The organism is Streptomyces sp. NPDC090108 (assembly GCF_044747185.1).
Lineage (GTDB): Bacteria > Actinomycetota > Actinomycetes > Streptomycetales > Streptomycetaceae > Streptomyces.
In genome coordinates, this window is record NZ_JBIVDQ010000001.1 from 509,458 (window position 1) to 525,914 (window position 16,457).

Below are 16,457 nucleotides of genomic sequence, written 5' to 3' on the forward strand. Positions count from 1 at the left end.
AAAATCTTCCGGAAGGGGTTGTATCCGTCGCCGAGGTTTGCGAGTCTCTACGTGGCGATCGAGACGGCCCGCAACACCGGCCTCGGTGATCACCAGAACCCCTCTTCAAACCTCAGGACCAGGCCGGTCACATCTCGGCGTTCGGCCCTTCACTTGTTGAGGGATTCGTGAAAGCGTTCACATTCACAAGCAATCTGAGAGGTAGCAGCCATGGACTGGCGTCACAACGCCGTTTGTCGCGAGGAAGACCCCGAGCTGTTCTTCCCCATCGGCAACACCGGTCCTGCGCTGCTGCAGATCGAGGAAGCCAAGGCTGTCTGCCGTCGCTGCCCCGTCATGGAGCAGTGCCTGCAGTGGGCGCTCGAGTCCGGCCAGGACTCCGGCGTCTGGGGTGGTCTCAGCGAGGACGAGCGCCGCGCAATGAAGCGCCGCGCCGCCCGCAACCGGGCTCGTCAGGCTTCCGCCTGACATTCCCACCCCTGCTGACAGCCTGAGCTTGGCGGCGCGCACAGTACGTGCGCATCTCCCGCCCCGAGCCGCAGCGCGCAGTACCCCCCGATGCTCGCCCTCGCCCTGAGGGCGGAACAGCAACGAGCACAAGCCTCGGACCAATGGCGGTCCGGGGCTTTTTGCTTGCCCCGGCGACCCGGCGACCCTGCGACCTGGCGACCCGGCGGGGGCGGGGCGGCGCCTTCGCGCACACCCCCCTCACACGCGCGCCCGCGCGCGCTCCCTACTTCTGCGCGCGCACCGGGATGTCGAGCAGCACCCGGGTCCCGCCCTCCGGCACCCGGACCATGTCGAAGGTGCCGCCCAGCTCGCCCTCCACCAGCGTCCGCACGATCTGCAGGCCGAGGTTGCCCGCGGTGTGCGGGTCGAAGCCCTCGGGCAGGCCGACGCCGTCGTCCTGGACGGTGACGAGGAGCCGGGCGTCCCGCGTGGTGCCGCCGCGGACCGCGGAGACCTCGACCGTGCCGGTGTCGCCGTCCCGGAAGCCGTGTTCCAGGGCGTTCTGGAGGACTTCGGTCAGGACCATCGACAGCGGGGTGGCGACTTCGGCGTCGAGCACCCCGAACCGTCCGGTGCGCCGGCCGGCGACCTTGCCCGGCGAGATCTCCGCGACCATCGCGAGCACCCGGTCGGCGATGTCGTCGAACTCCACGCGCTCGTCCAGGTTCTGGGACAGCGTCTCGTGCACGATGGCGATCGAACCGACGCGCCGCACGGCCTCCTCCAGCGCCTCACGGCCGCGTTCGGAATCGATGCGGCGGGCCTGGAGGCGCAACAGGGCCGCCACGGTCTGGAGGTTGTTCTTCACCCGGTGGTGGATCTCCCGGATGGTCGCGTCCTTGGTGATCAACTCACGCTCGCGGCGACGCAGTTCCGTGACGTCCCGGCACAGCACCAGGGAACCGATGCGGGCGCCCTTGGGCTTGAGCGGAATGGCCCGGAACTGGATCACCCCGTCGTTGGCCTCGATCTCGAACTCGCGGGGCGCCCAGCCGCTGGCCACCTTGGCCAGCGCCTCGTCCACCGGGCCACGGGTCGGAGCGAGTTCGGCGGTGGTCTGCCCGAGATGCTGGCCGACCAGATCGGCGGCCAGGCCGAGCCGGTGGTAGGAGGACAGGGCGTTCGGCGAGGCGTACTGGACGATGCCGTCCGCGTCCAGCCGGATCAGGCCGTCGCCGGCGCGCGGCGAGACGTCCATGTCGACCTGCTGGTCGGGGAAGGGGAAGGTGCCGGCCGCGATCATCTGCGCGAGGTCCGAGGCGCTCTGCAGATAGGTCAGTTCCAGCCGGCTCGGGGTGCGCACGGTCAGCAGGTTGGTGTTGCGGGCGATGACGCCGAGGACGCGGCCCTCACGCCGTACGGGGATGGACTCGACCCGTACGGGGACCTCTTCGCGCCATTCGGGGTCGCCCTCGCGCACGATCCGGCCCTCGTCGAGGCAGGCGTCCAGCATGGGCCGGCGGCCGCGCGGGACGAGGTGGCCCACCATGTCGTCCTGGTAGGAGGTCGGTCCGGTGTTGGGGCGCATCTGGGCGACCGAGACGTACCGGGTTCCGTCACTGGTGGGGATCCACAGGACCAGGTCGGCGAAGGACAGGTCGGAGAGCAGCTGCCACTCCGAGACCAGCAGGTGGAGCCACTCGAGGTCGGAGGCGTCGAGGTCGGTGTGCTGGCGTACCAGTTCGTTCATGGAGGGCACATGTGCGAGCGTACCCGCGGCTCTGGCCGGCCGGAAAACACCCGCGGGCCGCGGCGCCTGGGCGGGACCCTCAACCCACCCGGCACCGCAGCCCGGAGCATCATCGGCCGCGGGGTGTGCGGTCCCGGCCGGCCGAAGGTGAGGATCCGAAGCAGTCAGGGCAGAGAGCTCCGGTTCCTCGGTCCGCCTTCCTGTGCGGGGAAGACGGAGGCTTCTCAGAGTGCCGCTCCGCGGCTGCCCTCCCCCGCATTGTGGACTGGACCACCGGGGCGTGTCCATGGATATGAGGAGCTGCGTCGAAGGGCGTCGGCGTGCGACAACACGCAGCCTAGTCCGCCGGGGACGGCCGCGGGGGCCGACGGCCCAGGCAATTTCGGCGGGTGCGCGCGGAGGGTCGTGAACGGGCGGCGGAACAGGTCGTCACACAGGGTCCTCCCGGACACCCGTTCTGCTAGATTGGTCTAAACCACATGCCGCTCTCCCACGTGTCCCTCCAGGTCCCCGGCCCGTCCTCCGTCTCTTCCGTCCCCGCTCTCCAGACCTCTCCCGACCTCTTCAGAACGGCAGGCCCAGCGTGGAAGTTGTCATCGTTCCGGATGCCGCGGCGGGCGGCGAACTGATCGCCGAGGCCGTGGCGCGGCTGCTGCGGCACAAGCCCGACGCCCTGCTCGGCGTGGCCACCGGCTCCACCCCGCTGCCCGTCTACCGGGCACTGGCCACGCGGGTGCGCTCCGGCGCCGTGGACGTCTCGCGGGCGCGGATCGCCCAGCTCGACGAGTACGTGGGGCTGCCCGCCGAGCATCCCGAGTCCTACCGCTCGGTGCTGCGCCGGGAGGTGCTGGAGCCGCTCGGCATCGGGATGGACGCGTTCCTCGGGCCCGACGGCGCGGCCGAGGACGTCCAGGCGGCCTGCGAGGAGTACGACTGCGCGCTGGCCGGGGCCGGCGGGGTGGACCTCCAGCTGCTCGGGATCGGGACGGACGGGCACATCGGGTTCAACGAGCCGTGCTCGTCGCTCGCTTCACGGACCCGGATCAAGACGCTGACGGAGCGGACCCGGCTCGACAACGCGCGTTTCTTCGACGGCGACATCGGCCAGGTGCCGCACCACGTCATCACCCAGGGCATCGGCACCATCCTGGAGGCCCGGCACCTGGTGCTGCTCGCGACCGGTGAGGGCAAGGCGGACGCGGTGGCCGCGACCGTCGAGGGTCCCGTGGCGGCCGTCTGTCCCGCCTCCGCGCTCCAGCTCCACCCGCACGCGACGGTCGTCGCCGACGAGTCCGCCGCCTCCAAGCTGAAGCTGGCCGACTACTTCCGGCACACGTACGCGGCGAAGCCTTCCTGGCAGGGGATCTAGGGACCGGCCGGCCGTCCGGTCCCGGCGGGACGGGACGGCCCCCCGCCGTACGGGGACGCCCCCGCGGGACAGCCCCCTCTCCCCCGCCGCTCAGACCTCCGTGCCCGCGATGACCTCCGCCGCCGCCCTGCCGCAGACGCGGGCCGCGCCGTGCGTCGCGATGTGCGGGGTGCCCCGGGGCGGGGACTGCGGGACGCCCATCTCGACGACGACCGTGTCGGGGCGGGCGGACAGCAGGGTGTCCAGGGCGGCCGCCATCCAGGGGTGCCGGTGTTCGTCCCGGACCACGGCGACGACCCGGCGCTCCCCCGCCGCCGCGAGGGCGTCCCGGCCGGCGCCGTCGCCCGAGAAGGTGCCCGTCGCGGTGCCGGGCAGCAGGCGGGCCAGTTCCGCGCCGACGCCCCAGGGGGTCTCGGCGCCGACGGCGATGTTGGCGACCGGGGTGAAGGCGGCGACGTAGGGGGCCGAGGTCAGCGGCTCGTACGGCTTCGCGGACGAGACGGTGAGCGCGCGCCGGGCGGCGACCAGCCCGATCCCGGCTCCCCTCTGATCCTCCGCCGCCTCGGCCTCCTCCGCTCGCCCGGCGGCCGTCCCGCTCTTCCCGCCCGCCGCCTCCGCGGTCCACCGCGCCAGCGCCCGTACCCGTTCCGCCGCGTCGGCGAGCCGTTCCTCGGGGAGTTCGCCGGAGCGGACCGCGCCGACCAGGGCGTCGCGCAGGCGCCGTACGGTCTCGTCGTCCGCGAGGCCGCCGCCCACGCAGATGGCGTCGGCCCCGGCGGCGACGGCGAGGACGCTGCCGTGCTCGATGCCGTAGGTGCCGGCGATGGCCCGCATCTCCATGCCGTCGGTGACGATCAGGCCGTCGTAGCCGAGGGCGCCGCGGAGCAGACCGGTGAGGATCGGCCGGGAGAGGGTGGCCGGACGGTCCGGATCGAGGGCCGGGACCAGGATGTGGGCGCTCATCACGGCCCGGGTGCCGGCGTCGATCGCGGCACGGAAGGGGGCCAGGTCCCGGGCTTCCAGGACGTCCGCGGGGGCGTCGATGCGGGGCAGGGCGTGGTGGGAGTCGACGGCGGTGTCGCCGTGCCCGGGGAAGTGCTTGGTGCAGGCGGCGACCCCGGCCGACTGGAGCCCGTCGACGTAGGCGGCGGTGTGCCGGGCGACGAGGGCGGTGCCGGCGCCGAAGGAGCGGACGCCGATGACGGGGTTGCCGGGGTTGGAGTTCACGTCGGCCGACGGCGCCCAGTTGAGGTTCACCCCGCAGTCCGCGAGACGGCGGCCGAGCGCGCGGGCCACCTGGCGGGTCAGCTCCACGTCGTCCACCGCGCCGAGCGCGAGGTTGCCGGGGAACGAGGAGCCCGAGCGGACTTCGAGGCGGGTGACGTCCCCGCCCTCCTCGTCGATGGCGACCAGGACGTCCTCGCGTTCCGCGCGCAACTGTGCGGTGAGGGCGGACAGTTGTTCCGGCGAGGCGATGTTGCGCCCGAACAGGCCGACGGAGGAGAGGCCCTCGCCGAGGCGGCGCAGCAGCCAGTCGGGGGCGGTGGTGCCGGTGAAGCCCGGCTGGAGGACGGTCAGCGCGTCCCGGGTGAGGGTGTCGCTGCCGCGGGCGAATGTCGTCATCGGGTGGCGTTATCCCTTCACGGCGCCCGCGGTCAGACCCGCGGCCATCTTGCGCTGGACGAGGAGGAAGAGGACCACGATCGGCACGGCCATCATGGTGGCGCCGGCCATCATCGGGGCGTATTCGGTGCCGTGCTTGGTGGTGAAGTTGCCGAGCCACACGGTCGCCGTCTGGTGCTCCTGGCTGAGCAGCATCAGGGCGTACAGGTACTCGTTCCAGGCCTGGATGAAGGCGTAGACCGAGGTGGCGACCATGCCGGGGGCGAGGAGCGGGAAGACCACGCGCAGGAAGGCGCCGGTGCGCGAGCAGCCGTCGACCATCGCGGCCTCCTCCAGTTCGCGCGGGATGCCGACGATGAAGCCGCGCAGGGTCCACACCGTGAAGGGCAGGATGAAGGTCAGGTAGGTGATGACCAGGCCGGAGAGCTTGTCGTACTGGCCCAGGTCGTTGAGGAGCAGGAAGACCGGGATGATCATGGCGATGAGCGGGACCATCTGGACCGCGAGGATCGCGACGATCACGGCCTTGCGGCCGCGGAAGGCGAACCGGGAGATGGCGAGCGCGGCCAGCATCCCGACGGCGATGCCGACGATCACGACGGACAGCGACACGACGAGGCTGCGGCCGACCGGGCCCCAGAAGTCGGCGATGTCGAGCGCGCGGCGGAAGTTGTCGAGGGTGAACCCCGTGGGCAGCAGGCTGGGGTCGGGGTCGATGGCGTCCTTGGCCGGCTTCACGGCCGTGTCGAGCATCCAGTAGACGGGGAAGCCGACACCGGCGAGGACGAGGAGTCCGAGCAGGTTCCAGCCGAGCCGGGACGTCCGGCGGGGGGCGGAGCGCGTACCGCTCATGCTGGTCACTCGACCTCTCCGATCTTGAGCATCTGGCGCATGTAGACGGCGACGACGGCGAGCAGCAGCAGGACGGTGACGAGGGCGATCGCGGAGCCCTGCGCGTAGTCGTTGACCACGAAGGCGCGGTCGTAGGAGTAGGTGGTGAGCAGCTGGAACTCGGGCTCGGGGTGGCCGCCGCGCATGACGAAGACCTGCGGGAAGACGCCCATGTCCCAGATGACCGACAGGGTCGTGAGCATCACGACGATCGGGCGCAGGATGGGCAGGGTGACGTACCGGAAGACGCCCCAGCCGCCCGCGCCGTCCAGCCGGGCGGCCTCCTCCAGCTCCTTGGGGACCTGGGTGAGGCCCGCGCCGAGCGTGATGACCACGAAGGGGACCGCGCCCCAGACCACCAGCAGCATGATCACGGCGAGCCCCTCGGGGCCGCTCGCGAACCAGTTGTGGCCGACCATGTCGACCCCGGGCAGCTTGCTCGCGAGGGCGTTGAGGACGCCGTAGTCGGCGTCGAAGAGCCACTTGAAGACGGTGGTGGCGACGATGACGGGCATGCCCCAGCTCGCCACCAGCGCGATGTTGACGAGGGTCCGCACCCAGCCGGAGACGCGCTGGAGCAGCAGGGCGACGAGCATGCCGAGGACCATGGTGAGGACGACGGAGCCGGCCGCGAAGACGACCGTGCGCAGGACGACCTGCCAGAACTCGCCGTCGCCCAGCACCTGGCGGAAGTTGTCGAGGCCGGTCCACTCGGCGGGCTGGAAGCCCCACAGCTGGGACTGGCCGAACTTCTGGAAGGAGAGGGTGACCAGCCGGACCAGCGGATAGCCCATGACCAGGCCGAGGACCAGCAGACAGGGGGCGAGCAGCAGCCAGGGGGCGGCCGCGGTGCCCGCCCGCCGCGAGCCCCGTGGCCGCTCCGGGAGGTCCGGTGGGGACGCCTGCCGCGGTGGCGGCACCTTGGCGGGGGTGGTCGTGTCTGCGGCACTCATCGCGCGCTCCTCAGCGGTCCCTGGAGTCGTACGAGAAGCGGGGCCCCGTCGGCGGACGGGGCCCCGCTCCGGGTCACTTGTTGTTGATGACCTTGTCGATCGCGGCGTCCGCTTCCTTCGCGGCGGCCTCGACGGACTTCTTGCCGGTGCCGATGTTCTGCAGCATGGTCTGCAGCACCTGCGCCTTCTCGACCTGGCCCCAGCCGGGGGCCATGGGGACGAACCAGCTGGACTCGGCGGCGGTGGCCGGGACGGCGGTCGCCGGGTCGTTCTTGAGGGTGGCGAGGTCGGTCTTGTTGTTGGGCAGGTTGCCCTTGGCCATCAGGCCCTTCTGGCCGGAGGGGCCGGTGAAGGCGTTGATCCACTCGGCGGCGAGCGCCTGGGCCTTGGACTTCACGGGCACGGCGAGGTCGGAGCCGCCGAGGAAGACCGGCATGTTCTTGCCGGACGGACCGGGCATGACGAAGTTCTCGAGGTTGTCCTTGAGCTTGCCGGTCTTGTCGTTCTTCGGGTCGGCGGCGGTCGCGCCCTCCCAGGCGGCGGCGAAGATCATGGCGGACTTGCCCTGGCCGTAGACGATGTAGCGGTCCGACTCGTCCTTGGTCCGGTCGCCGTGCATGTACTTGCCGACGACGTTCTTGAACTCCGTGAGGCCCTTGAGGGACTCGGGCGAGGAGAGGTCGGCCTTCCACCGGCCACCCTCCTCCTTGGCGATGGCGCCGCCCGCGTCGTAGACGAAGGACATGCCCGCGTACCAGTCACGGGTGGGCTGGTACCAGGCGCTGAACTTGCCGCCCTCCTTCTTCTGGATCCTGTCCAGGTCGGAGGTCAGTTCGGCGTAGGTCTTCGGCGTGGCCTTGATGCCGGCCGAAGCGGCGATGTCCTTGCGCCAGTTGGCGACGCGGCCGCCGGCGTAGTACGGCACGCCGTAGGTCTTGCCCTCGTACGTCACCGAGGTCTTGAGGCCGTCCAGCCAGGTGCCGGAGTTGCTGAACTGCGCCGGGTCGACGGGGGCGAAGGCGCCCTTGACCATGTAGCCCAGCATCTCGGAGTTGCCCATCTCGACGACGTCGGGGGCCTTGTCGGTGGCGAGGACGGCGTCCAGCTTGGTGTTCTTGTCCGGCCAGCCGTAGTACTCGTGCTTGACCTTCAGGCCGGGGTGCTTCTTCTGCACGGCGGCGTCGGCGGCCTTCACCAGGTCGGGCCAGTTGTTCTGGGCGTCGACGGTGAGCCAGACGGTCAGCTCCTTGGCGTCCGCCCCCTGGGCCTTGCCGTCCTTGCTGTCACTGCCGCACGCCGCTACGGAGACGACCATGCCCGCGATACCGATCGCGGCTATCAGCCTGCGCTTCACGCCACCCTCCTCAGGGATGCCCACGAACCCCCCTGGCTCCCCGCGGCGACCGTCGTGGCACGTACCGCCCATGGGGCCGGGACCTGGACCAATGGTGTAGACCAGCACGGGGAGCTTGGCCCAGACCAATAGGCCTGTCAAGGGTGTTCAAGCAGGCACGGAGCGTCCGTGACCCGAACGAGATATGCAGGGATCTTTCATAACGCATGCGACACATCGGACTGCCCAGTTCCGGTAGACCAATCGCACCCCGGCCCGCGATGGACTAGACCAACTGAAAGTGCGGGGGTATACAGGGGGAGATCACGGAACGTGCGGGTGGACCCCCGCGCACGCGGCCGTGCCACGATGTGACCCGTGACCGACGGGACGTCGGTCGCTTTCGGCATCCGGAGCCGGGAAGGCAGAGCATGAGCACCGACGTCAGCAGCGGGGAGAACGAGGCCGGCGCGACCGTCCGTACGGCGCGCGTGCCCAAGTACTACCGTCTGAAGAAGCATCTGCTCGAGATGACGGAGACACAGGCGCCGGGCACGCCGGTGCCGCCCGAGCGCACGCTGGCGGCCGAGTTCGACACCTCACGCACCACCGTCCGCCAGGCCCTCCAGGAACTCGTCGTCGAGGGCCGGCTCGAACGCATCCAGGGCAAGGGGACCTTCGTCGCCAAGCCCAAGGTCTCCCAGGCGCTGCAACTGACCTCCTACACCGAGGACATGCGCGCCCAGGGCCTGGAGCCGACCTCGCAGCTGCTCGACATCGGCTATGTCACCGCCGACGAACGGCTCGCCGGACTGCTCGACATCACCGCCGGCGGACGCGTGCTGCGCATCGAGCGGCTGCGCATGGCCAACGGCGAGCCGATGGCCATCGAGACCACCCACCTCTCGGCGAAGCGCTTCCCCGCGCTGCGCCGGTCGCTCGTCAAGTACACCTCCCTGTACACCGCGCTCGCCGAGGTCTACGACGTCCATCTCGCCGAGGCCGAGGAGACCATCGAGACCTCCCTGGCCACCCCGCGCGAGGCGAGCCTGCTCGGCACCGACGTCGGCCTGCCGATGCTGCTGCTGTCCCGGCACTCCGTGGACCGCGAGGGCCGGCCGGTGGAGTGGGTGCGCTCGGTCTACCGGGGCGACCGGTACAAGTTCGTCGCGCGGCTGAAGCGGCCGCTGGACTGACGGCTCCGCCCGCGGCCCCGGCCGGTTCGCCGGCCCGGGTCCCGGAGTCTCCACATCTCTCGCTCCAGATCGACATACCGATATCCGGACGAGGTCTTCCGCTGCGGTGACACCGTCACCTAGATTGCGTGCCCATTACGCGTGTGATCAGCGAGGGGACGGAGCGCCGCATGTCAGAAGCACCCGAGGAAGTCAGACCACCGGTGGTGACACCGGTGCGCATCGTCATCGCCCTGTGTCTCGTCGCGCCGTTCGTGGCGATGCTGTGGGTCGGCTCGTTCGCCAAGACGGACCCGGCGTTCATCGGGATCCCGTTCTTCTACTGGTACCAGATGCTCTGGGTGCTGATCTCGACCGCTCTCACCATGACGGCGTACCAGCTGTGGCAGCGTGAGCAGCGCGCCCGCGCCGCCGCGAAGGGGGGTGCGGCGCAGTGAAGGACGGTGTCAACGGCGTCGCGCTCGGCGTCTTCGTCTTCTTCTTCCTGGCCGTCACGGTCATGGGCTTCCTGGCGGCGCGCTGGCGCAAGGCCGACAACGAGCAGTCGCTGGACGAATGGGGCCTGGGCGGACGGTCGTTCGGGACCTGGGTCACCTGGTTCCTGCTCGGCGGCGACCTGTACACGGCGTACACCTTCGTCGCGGTGCCCGCGGCGATCTACGCGGCGGGCGCGGCCGGTTTCTTCGCGGTGCCGTACACGATCCTCGTCTACCCGCTGATCTTCACCTTCCTGCCCCGGCTGTGGTCGGTCTCGCACCGCCACGGATACGTGACGACCTCGGACTTCGTGCGCGGCCGCTTCGGCTCCAAGAGCCTGTCGCTGGCCGTCGCGGTCACCGGCATCCTCGCGACCATGCCGTACATCGCGCTCCAGCTCGTCGGCATCCAGGCGGTGCTGGACGTGATGGGCGTCGGCGGCGGGGAGAACACCAACTGGTTCGTGAAGGACCTCCCGCTGCTCATCGCCTTCGGCGTGCTGGCGGCGTACACCTACTCCTCGGGCCTGCGCGCGCCCGCGCTGATCGCGTTCGTCAAGGACGGCCTGATCTACCTCGTCATCGCGGTGGCGATCATCTACATCCCGATCAAGCTGGGCGGCTTCCACGACATCTTCGCCCAGGCCGACAAGGCGTTCTCGCAGGTGAATCCGGCCACCGGAAAGCCGCGCGGCGCCCTCGTCCCGGCGGAGGCGGGCCAGTGGACGTACGCCACCCTGGCGCTCGGCTCGGCGCTCGCGCTCTTCATGTACCCGCACTCGATCACCGCGACCCTGTCGTCCAGGAGCCGTGACGTGATCCGCCGCAACACCACGATCCTGCCGCTGTACTCCCTCATGCTCGGCCTGCTGGCCCTGCTGGGCTTCATGGCGATCGCGGCCGGCGTGAAGGTGACCAACGGGCAGCTGGCGATCCCGCAGCTGTTCGAGGACATGTTCCCGTCCTGGTTCGCGGGCGTGGCCTTCGCGGCGATCGGCATCGGCGCGCTGGTGCCGGCGGCGATCATGTCGATCGCGGCGGCGAACCTGTTCACCCGCAACATCTACAAGGACTTCATCAAGCCGGACGCCACGCCCGAGCAGGAGACCAAGGTCTCCAAGCTGGTCTCGCTGCTGGTGAAGGTGGGCGCGCTGGTCTTCGTCCTGACCATGGACAAGACGGTCGCCATCAACTTCCAGCTGCTGGGCGGCATCTGGATCCTGCAGACCTTCCCGGCCCTGGTCGGCGGCCTGTTCACCCGCTGGTTCCACCGCTGGGCGCTGCTGGCCGGCTGGGCGGTCGGCATGATCTACGGCACGGCCGCGGCGTACGGCGTGGCCTCCCCGACCCAGGCGCACTTCGGCGGCTCGGCCAAGGAGATCCCGGGCATCGGTGAGATCGGCTACATCGGCCTCACGGCGTTCGTCCTGAACGTCGTGGTCACCGTGGTCCTCACCTTCGCGCTGAAGGCGCTGAAGGCCCCCGAGGGCATCGACGAGACCAGCCCGGAGGACTACACGGCGGACCGCGGCGACCCGGGCGTCCAGGCGGAGCTTCCGCCCGCCACGGCGGGGAGCGCCCACTAGTCCGGCGGGGCCCGCGAAGGCCCCGGAAGCGGCCCGGGACGGCCTCGGAAACGGCCCCCCGAACAGCACCCCGGACGGGTGGGCGGCCGGTCGTGAACAGCCCTCAGCGGGCCGTCGTGGAGCATCTCCCACGGCGGCCCGCTGCCGTGCGCAATGACGCTCTGAATCCGTCACGACACACAGCAGACACAACATCTGGTGGTGCCATCGCAGCCCGGCACTAGATGTATGCTCATCATCGCTGTCGCCGCAGGGGAATCCGGTGCGAATCCGGAACTGTCCCGCAACGGTGTACTTGTACGCGTCCGTCCCTTCGGGGCGGAGCGTGCTCGGTCAGTCCGAGGACCTGCCGGCAGCCGCGCCCGGCCGTCCGGTCCGGGTGCCCCAAGACGTCCGGGCCTCGCGGAGTGGGCCGGTGGACGCGACGCCGTGTGCGCTCGTGCTGCCGCTGCCCTCCGCCGGGCCCCCGTGCCGAGCGAGGGAGAGCCCCCACGTGACCATCGCGCCTGCCGATCCGGCTTCAGCCACCCCGGCGACCGAGGCCCAGGTGGAGACCGACGGTCCTGGTGCCGCGCTGCTGCGGACCCTGACCGAGCTGACCGCCGACCTCCCCGACGCGGACCCCGGCAGGGTCGCCGCGGCCGCGCTGCGCGGCCGTTCGGCCCGCGCCGACGAGGCGGAACTGCGCGAACTGGCCACGGAGGCGGCCGCCGGCCTGATCTCCGAGGACCCCGCGTACTCGCAGCTCGCCGCCCGTCTGCTCACGCTCTCCGTCCGGGCCGAGGCCGCCTCGCAGGGAGTGACCTCCTTCACCGAGTCCGTCGCCGTCGGGCACCGCGAGGGCCTGGTCGCCGACCGCACCGCCGAGTTCGTGCGGCTGCACGCCGACCGGCTGAACGCGCTCATCGACACCGAGGCCGACGACCGCTTCGGCTACTTCGGCCTGCGCACGCTGCACAGCCGCTACCTGCTGCGCCACCCGATCACCCGGCACGTGATCGAGACGCCCCAGCACTTCATGCTGCGCGTGGCGAGCGGCCTCGCCGAGGACGACAGCGCCCGCTCGGTCGACGAAGTGGCCGCGCTCTACGGCCTGATGAGCCGCCTGGACTACCTCCCGTCCTCGCCCACGCTCTTCAACTCCGGCACCCGGCACCCCCAGATGTCGTCCTGCTACCTGCTCGACTCCCCGCTGGACGAGCTGGACTCGATCTACGACCGCTACCACCAGGTGGCCCGCCTCTCCAAGCACGCCGGCGGCATCGGTCTGTCGTACTCCCGCATCCGCTCGCGCGGTTCGCTGATCCGCGGCACCAACGGGCACTCCAACGGCATCGTGCCGTTCCTGAAGACCCTCGACGCCTCGGTCGCCGCGGTGAACCAGGGCGGCCGCCGCAAGGGCGCCGCCGCGGTGTACCTGGAGACCTGGCACTCCGACATCGAGGAGTTCCTGGAGCTGCGCGACAACACCGGTGAGGACGCGCGCCGTACGCACAACCTGAACCTCGCGCACTGGATCCCGGACGAGTTCATGCGCCGGGTCAACGCCGACGCCGAGTGGTCGCTGTTCTCCCCGGCGGACGTGCCCGGTCTGGTCGACCTGTGGGGCGCGGAGTTCGACGCCGCGTACCGCGAGGCGGAGGCCGCCGGGCTCGCGAGGAAGACCATGCCGGCCCGCGAGCTGTACGGCCGCATGATGCGCACCCTCGCGCAGACCGGCAACGGCTGGATGACCTTCAAGGACGCCGCCAACCGCACGGCCAACCAGACGGCCGAGCCGGGCAACGTCGTGCACTCCTCCAACCTCTGCACGGAGATCCTGGAGGTCACCGACGACGGCGAGACGGCGGTGTGCAACCTCGGCTCGGTGAACCTGGGCGCCTTCGTCGCCGACGGCGACATCGACTGGAAGCGGCTGGACGAGACGGTCCGCACCGCCGTGACCTTCCTCGACCGCGTCGTGGACATCAACTTCTACCCGACCGAGCAGGCGGGCCGCTCCAACGCCAGGTGGCGTCCGGTCGGCCTCGGCGCCATGGGTCTGCAGGACGTCTTCTTCCAGCTGCGCCTGCCCTTCGACTCGCCCGAGGCGAAGGCCCTGTCCTCGCGGATCGCCGAGCGCATCATGCTGGCCGCCTACGAGGCCTCCACCGACCTGGCCGAGCGCAGCGGTCCGCTGCCGGCCTGGGAGAAGACCCGTACGGCCCGGGGCGTGCTGCACCCCGACCACTTCGACGTGGAGCTCAACTGGCCCGAGCGCTGGGAGGCCCTGCGGGCGCGGATCGCCGAGGTCGGCATGCGCAACTCCCTGCTGCTCGCCATCGCCCCGACGGCCACCATCGCCTCCATCGCGGGCGTGTACGAGTGCATCGAGCCGCAGGTCTCCAACCTGTTCAAGCGCGAGACCCTCTCCGGTGAGTTCCTCCAGGTCAACTCCTACCTGGTGCGCGAGCTGAAGGAGATGGGCGTGTGGGACGCGCGCACCCGTGAGGCGCTGCGCGACGCGAGCGGCTCGGTGCAGGACTTCGTCTGGATCCCCGAGGACGTACGGCGTCTGTACCGCACGGCGTGGGAGATCCCGCAGCGCGGACTGATCGACATGGCGGCGGCCCGCACCCCGTTCCTGGACCAGGCGCAGTCGCTGAACCTCTTCCTGGAGACGCCGACCATCGGCAAGCTCTCCTCGATGTACGCGTACGCCTGGAAGCAGGGCCTGAAGACGACCTACTACCTGCGCTCGCGTCCGGCGACCCGTATCGCCCGTGCCGCCCAGGCGCAGGCCACCATCCCCGTCCAGCAGACCGCCGACCCCGACGCCGTCGCCTGCTCCCTTGAGAACCCCGAGTCCTGCGAGGCCTGCCAGTAATGAGTACCCGTAACACCAACCTGCTCGACCCGGGCTTCGAACTGACCCTGCGCCCCATGCGCTACCCGGACTTCTACGAGCGCTACCGGGACGCCATCAAGAACACCTGGACCGTGGAGGAGGTCGACCTCCACTCGGACGTGGCCGACCTCGCGAAGCTGTCCCCGGAGGAGCAGCACCTGATCGGCCGCCTGGTGGCCTTCTTCGCGACGGGCGACTCGATCGTCGCGAACAACCTGGTGCTGACGCTGTACAAGCACATCAACTCCCCCGAGGCGCGGCTCTACCTGAGCCGGCAGCTGTTCGAGGAGGCCGTGCACGTCCAGTTCTATCTGACGCTGCTGGACACCTACCTGCCCGATCCGGAGGACCGCGCGGCCGCGTTCGACGCGGTGGAGAACATCCCCTCCATCCGGGAGAAGGCCGCGTTCTGCTTCAAGTGGATCAACGAGGTCGAGAAGCTGGACCAGCTGGAGTCCAGGGCCGACCGGCGCCGCTTCCTGCTGAACCTGATCTGCTTCGCCGCGTGCATCGAGGGCCTGTTCTTCTACGGCGCCTTCGCGTACGTCTACTGGTTCCGCAGCCGGGGTCTGCTGCACGGCCTCGCCACGGGCACCAACTGGGTGTTCCGTGACGAGACCATGCACATGTCCTTCGCCTTCGACGTGGTCGACACCGTCCGCAAGGAGGAGCCGGACCTGTTCGACGACGAGCTCCAGCAGCAGGTCACCGACATGCTGCGGGAGGCCGTCGAGGCCGAGCTGCAGTTCGCGCGCGACCTGTGCGGCGAGGGCCTGCCGGGCATGAACACCGAGTCGATGCGCCAGTACCTGGAGTGCGTCGCCGACCAGCGTCTGACGCGTCTGGGCTTCGCCCCGGTGTACGGCTCGGAGAACCCGTTCTCCTTCATGGAGCTCCAGGGTGTCCAGGAGCTCACGAACTTCTTCGAGCGCCGCCCGTCGGCGTACCAGGTCGCCGTGGAGGGCACGGTCGACCTGGACGAGGACTTCTGACCGAGGGGGAGACACCCCCCAGGGCTACTTCAGCTTCACCGCGTCCCCGGCCGACACGACCCGCGAGGTCGTCGTCGTGCCGGGGAAGTACCAGCGCCAGCTGCCCGCCGAGTCGGCGGTCACCTTGGTGCTCAGCTTCCCGGCGTCGCCCGTCTTCACGGTCCTGACCGTGTGGTAGTGGGCGGCGCCGGCGGCCCTGAACTGGAGCCGTACCTGCTGTCCGGTGAAGCCGTGGTACTTCAGGTCCTCCCAGTTCGCCCGGGACAGCTTGCCGGTGACGGTGAGCCCGGCCCCCTTCCTGACCGGCTCGGGAGAGGCGTCGGTGGTGAGCTTCGACGCCCGCTTCACCTCGAACCGGGCGATGCTGTCGTAGATCCAGTAGTCCCCGTCGTTCGCCTTGACGGTCGCGTTCACCTGCCAGCCACCGGCGATCCGGTTGCTGTCGATGTCGTCGCTGTCCGGGATCCAGGCCGGGTCGGCCTTCATCGTGGCCGTGCACACCGACGTGGTGGACGACTGCTTGACGCAGGACGTCCCGGTCCAGTCGAAGAAGCCGTACGCGTTGGACGAGTTGAAGGCGCTGACGTGGGTCAGCCCCTTCACGCCCGAGTTGTCCTTGACCGTGATGGCGATCGGGAACGTCACCGTGTTCGTGGTCCCGACGACGACGTCGGCCCCCTTGTTCACCGCGGTCGCGGTGACTCTGACGTCCCCCCGGCCCTCCGCGTGTGCGCTCGTCGCCGTGAGCAGTGTCAGGGCCGCCGCCCCGCCCGCCAGGGCCCAGGCCGTTCCGGCCGCTTTCCCGCGCATGATCCCTCCCCTGTGTGTGATGTGGCAGGAGAGTACACAGGCCGTTCACAGGGATGACATCGTCAACCCCTCGACAACCCCTCAGTTGTGGCGAGTTCATTACAAAGAGCCCGGTCCGCCTGACACCCCCGTGCCGGGACG

The 16,457-nt window shown here is 70.2% G+C and carries 13 protein-coding genes and 1 riboswitch; of the genes, 7 read left to right on the forward strand and 6 right to left on the reverse strand.

Annotation, left to right across the window (positions count from 1 at the left end):
* The first annotated feature begins 210 nt into the window (after positions 1-210).
* Positions 211-468 (forward strand): WhiB family transcriptional regulator, encoded by a 258-nt coding sequence (locus tag ACIPRD_RS02180; protein ID WP_016639615.1) that lies wholly within the window; start codon positions 211-213, stop codon positions 466-468.
* A gap of 265 nt (positions 469-733) precedes the next feature.
* Here the strand turns inward: ACIPRD_RS02180 and ACIPRD_RS02185 are convergent, their stop codons facing one another.
* Positions 734-2,200, reverse strand: coding sequence for a PAS domain-containing sensor histidine kinase (locus tag ACIPRD_RS02185; protein WP_356405722.1), 1,467 nt, complete (start codon positions 2,198-2,200; stop codon positions 734-736).
* A 583-nt stretch (positions 2,201-2,783) separates the two neighbouring features.
* Here ACIPRD_RS02185 and nagB point away from each other — a divergent pair.
* Positions 2,784-3,569, forward strand: a complete 786-nt coding sequence (gene nagB, locus ACIPRD_RS02190) for a glucosamine-6-phosphate deaminase (protein ID WP_401559177.1) — start codon at positions 2,784-2,786, stop codon at positions 3,567-3,569.
* 90 nt (positions 3,570-3,659) lie between these two features.
* On the opposite strand, the gene ACIPRD_RS02195 is transcribed toward nagB, so the two are convergent.
* The 4 genes from ACIPRD_RS02195 to ACIPRD_RS02210 all read right to left on the reverse strand — a co-directional run bounded on the left by ACIPRD_RS02195 (position 3,660) and on the right by ACIPRD_RS02210 (position 8,390).
* Positions 3,660-5,192, reverse strand: coding sequence for a glycoside hydrolase family 3 protein (locus ACIPRD_RS02195; RefSeq protein ID WP_401559180.1), 1,533 nt, complete (start codon positions 5,190-5,192; stop codon positions 3,660-3,662).
* Between the two features lie 9 nt (positions 5,193-5,201).
* Positions 5,202-6,044: a carbohydrate ABC transporter permease gene (locus ACIPRD_RS02200; RefSeq protein WP_356405573.1), complete on the reverse strand. Its 843-nt coding sequence runs from the start codon at positions 6,042-6,044 to the stop codon at positions 5,202-5,204.
* A 5-nt stretch (positions 6,045-6,049) separates the two neighbouring features.
* A complete protein-coding gene (locus tag ACIPRD_RS02205; protein WP_356405576.1) occupies positions 6,050-7,036 on the reverse strand; it encodes a sugar ABC transporter permease in 987 nt (328 codons plus the stop codon).
* Between the two features lie 73 nt (positions 7,037-7,109).
* Positions 7,110-8,390, reverse strand: a complete 1,281-nt coding sequence (locus ACIPRD_RS02210) for an extracellular solute-binding protein (protein ID WP_356405578.1) — start codon at positions 8,388-8,390, stop codon at positions 7,110-7,112.
* A 410-nt stretch (positions 8,391-8,800) separates the two neighbouring features.
* Between ACIPRD_RS02210 and ACIPRD_RS02215 the strand changes: the two genes are divergently transcribed.
* From ACIPRD_RS02215 to ACIPRD_RS02235, 5 genes are all read left to right on the forward strand, one after another.
* Positions 8,801-9,565, forward strand: a complete 765-nt coding sequence (locus ACIPRD_RS02215; protein WP_356405580.1) for a GntR family transcriptional regulator — start codon at positions 8,801-8,803, stop codon at positions 9,563-9,565.
* Between the two features lie 170 nt (positions 9,566-9,735).
* Positions 9,736-10,002: a DUF3311 domain-containing protein gene (locus ACIPRD_RS02220; protein ID WP_401559185.1), complete on the forward strand. Its 267-nt coding sequence runs from the start codon at positions 9,736-9,738 to the stop codon at positions 10,000-10,002.
* Positions 9,999-11,627 (forward strand): monocarboxylate uptake permease MctP, encoded by a 1,629-nt coding sequence (gene mctP, locus ACIPRD_RS02225; RefSeq protein ID WP_356405584.1) that lies wholly within the window; start codon positions 9,999-10,001, stop codon positions 11,625-11,627. The genes ACIPRD_RS02220 and mctP overlap by 4 nt, the downstream gene beginning before the upstream one ends.
* Before the next feature lie 182 nt (positions 11,628-11,809).
* Positions 11,810-11,996: riboswitch (cobalamin riboswitch) on the forward strand.
* A gap of 124 nt (positions 11,997-12,120) precedes the next feature.
* A complete protein-coding gene (locus ACIPRD_RS02230) occupies positions 12,121-14,493 on the forward strand; it encodes a ribonucleoside-diphosphate reductase subunit alpha (protein WP_356405587.1) in 2,373 nt (790 codons plus the stop codon).
* Positions 14,493-15,506, forward strand: a complete 1,014-nt coding sequence (locus ACIPRD_RS02235) for a ribonucleotide-diphosphate reductase subunit beta (RefSeq protein WP_401559189.1) — start codon at positions 14,493-14,495, stop codon at positions 15,504-15,506. Before ACIPRD_RS02230 ends, ACIPRD_RS02235 begins: the two co-directional genes overlap by 1 nt.
* Positions 15,507-15,530: 24 nt before the next feature.
* On the opposite strand, the gene ACIPRD_RS02240 is transcribed toward ACIPRD_RS02235, so the two are convergent.
* On the reverse strand, positions 15,531-16,316 hold the full coding sequence (locus ACIPRD_RS02240) for a hypothetical protein (RefSeq protein WP_356405592.1): 786 nt from the start codon (positions 16,314-16,316) through the stop codon (positions 15,531-15,533).
* Between the last annotated feature and the right edge of the window lie 141 nt (positions 16,317-16,457).

Excerpts from the sequence above, each read along its gene's own strand:
- ACIPRD_RS02180 (WP_016639615.1), top strand. The coding sequence starts at position 211 with ATGGACTGGCGTCACAACGCCGTTTGTCGCGAGGAAGACCCCGAGCTG.
- ACIPRD_RS02185 (WP_356405722.1), bottom strand. The coding sequence starts at position 2,200 with ATGAACGAACTGGTACGCCAGCACACCGACCTCGACGCCTCCGACCTC.
- ACIPRD_RS02195 (WP_401559180.1), bottom strand. The coding sequence starts at position 5,192 with ATGACGACATTCGCCCGCGGCAGCGACACCCTCACCCGGGACGCGCTG.
- ACIPRD_RS02200 (WP_356405573.1), bottom strand. The coding sequence starts at position 6,044 with ATGAGCGGTACGCGCTCCGCCCCCCGCCGGACGTCCCGGCTCGGCTGG.
- ACIPRD_RS02205 (WP_356405576.1), bottom strand. The coding sequence starts at position 7,036 with ATGAGTGCCGCAGACACGACCACCCCCGCCAAGGTGCCGCCACCGCGG.
- ACIPRD_RS02215 (WP_356405580.1), top strand. The coding sequence starts at position 8,801 with ATGAGCACCGACGTCAGCAGCGGGGAGAACGAGGCCGGCGCGACCGTC.
- ACIPRD_RS02220 (WP_401559185.1), top strand. The coding sequence starts at position 9,736 with ATGTCAGAAGCACCCGAGGAAGTCAGACCACCGGTGGTGACACCGGTG.
- ACIPRD_RS02235 (WP_401559189.1), top strand. The coding sequence starts at position 14,493 with ATGAGTACCCGTAACACCAACCTGCTCGACCCGGGCTTCGAACTGACC.
- ACIPRD_RS02240 (WP_356405592.1), bottom strand. The coding sequence starts at position 16,316 with ATGCGCGGGAAAGCGGCCGGAACGGCCTGGGCCCTGGCGGGCGGGGCG.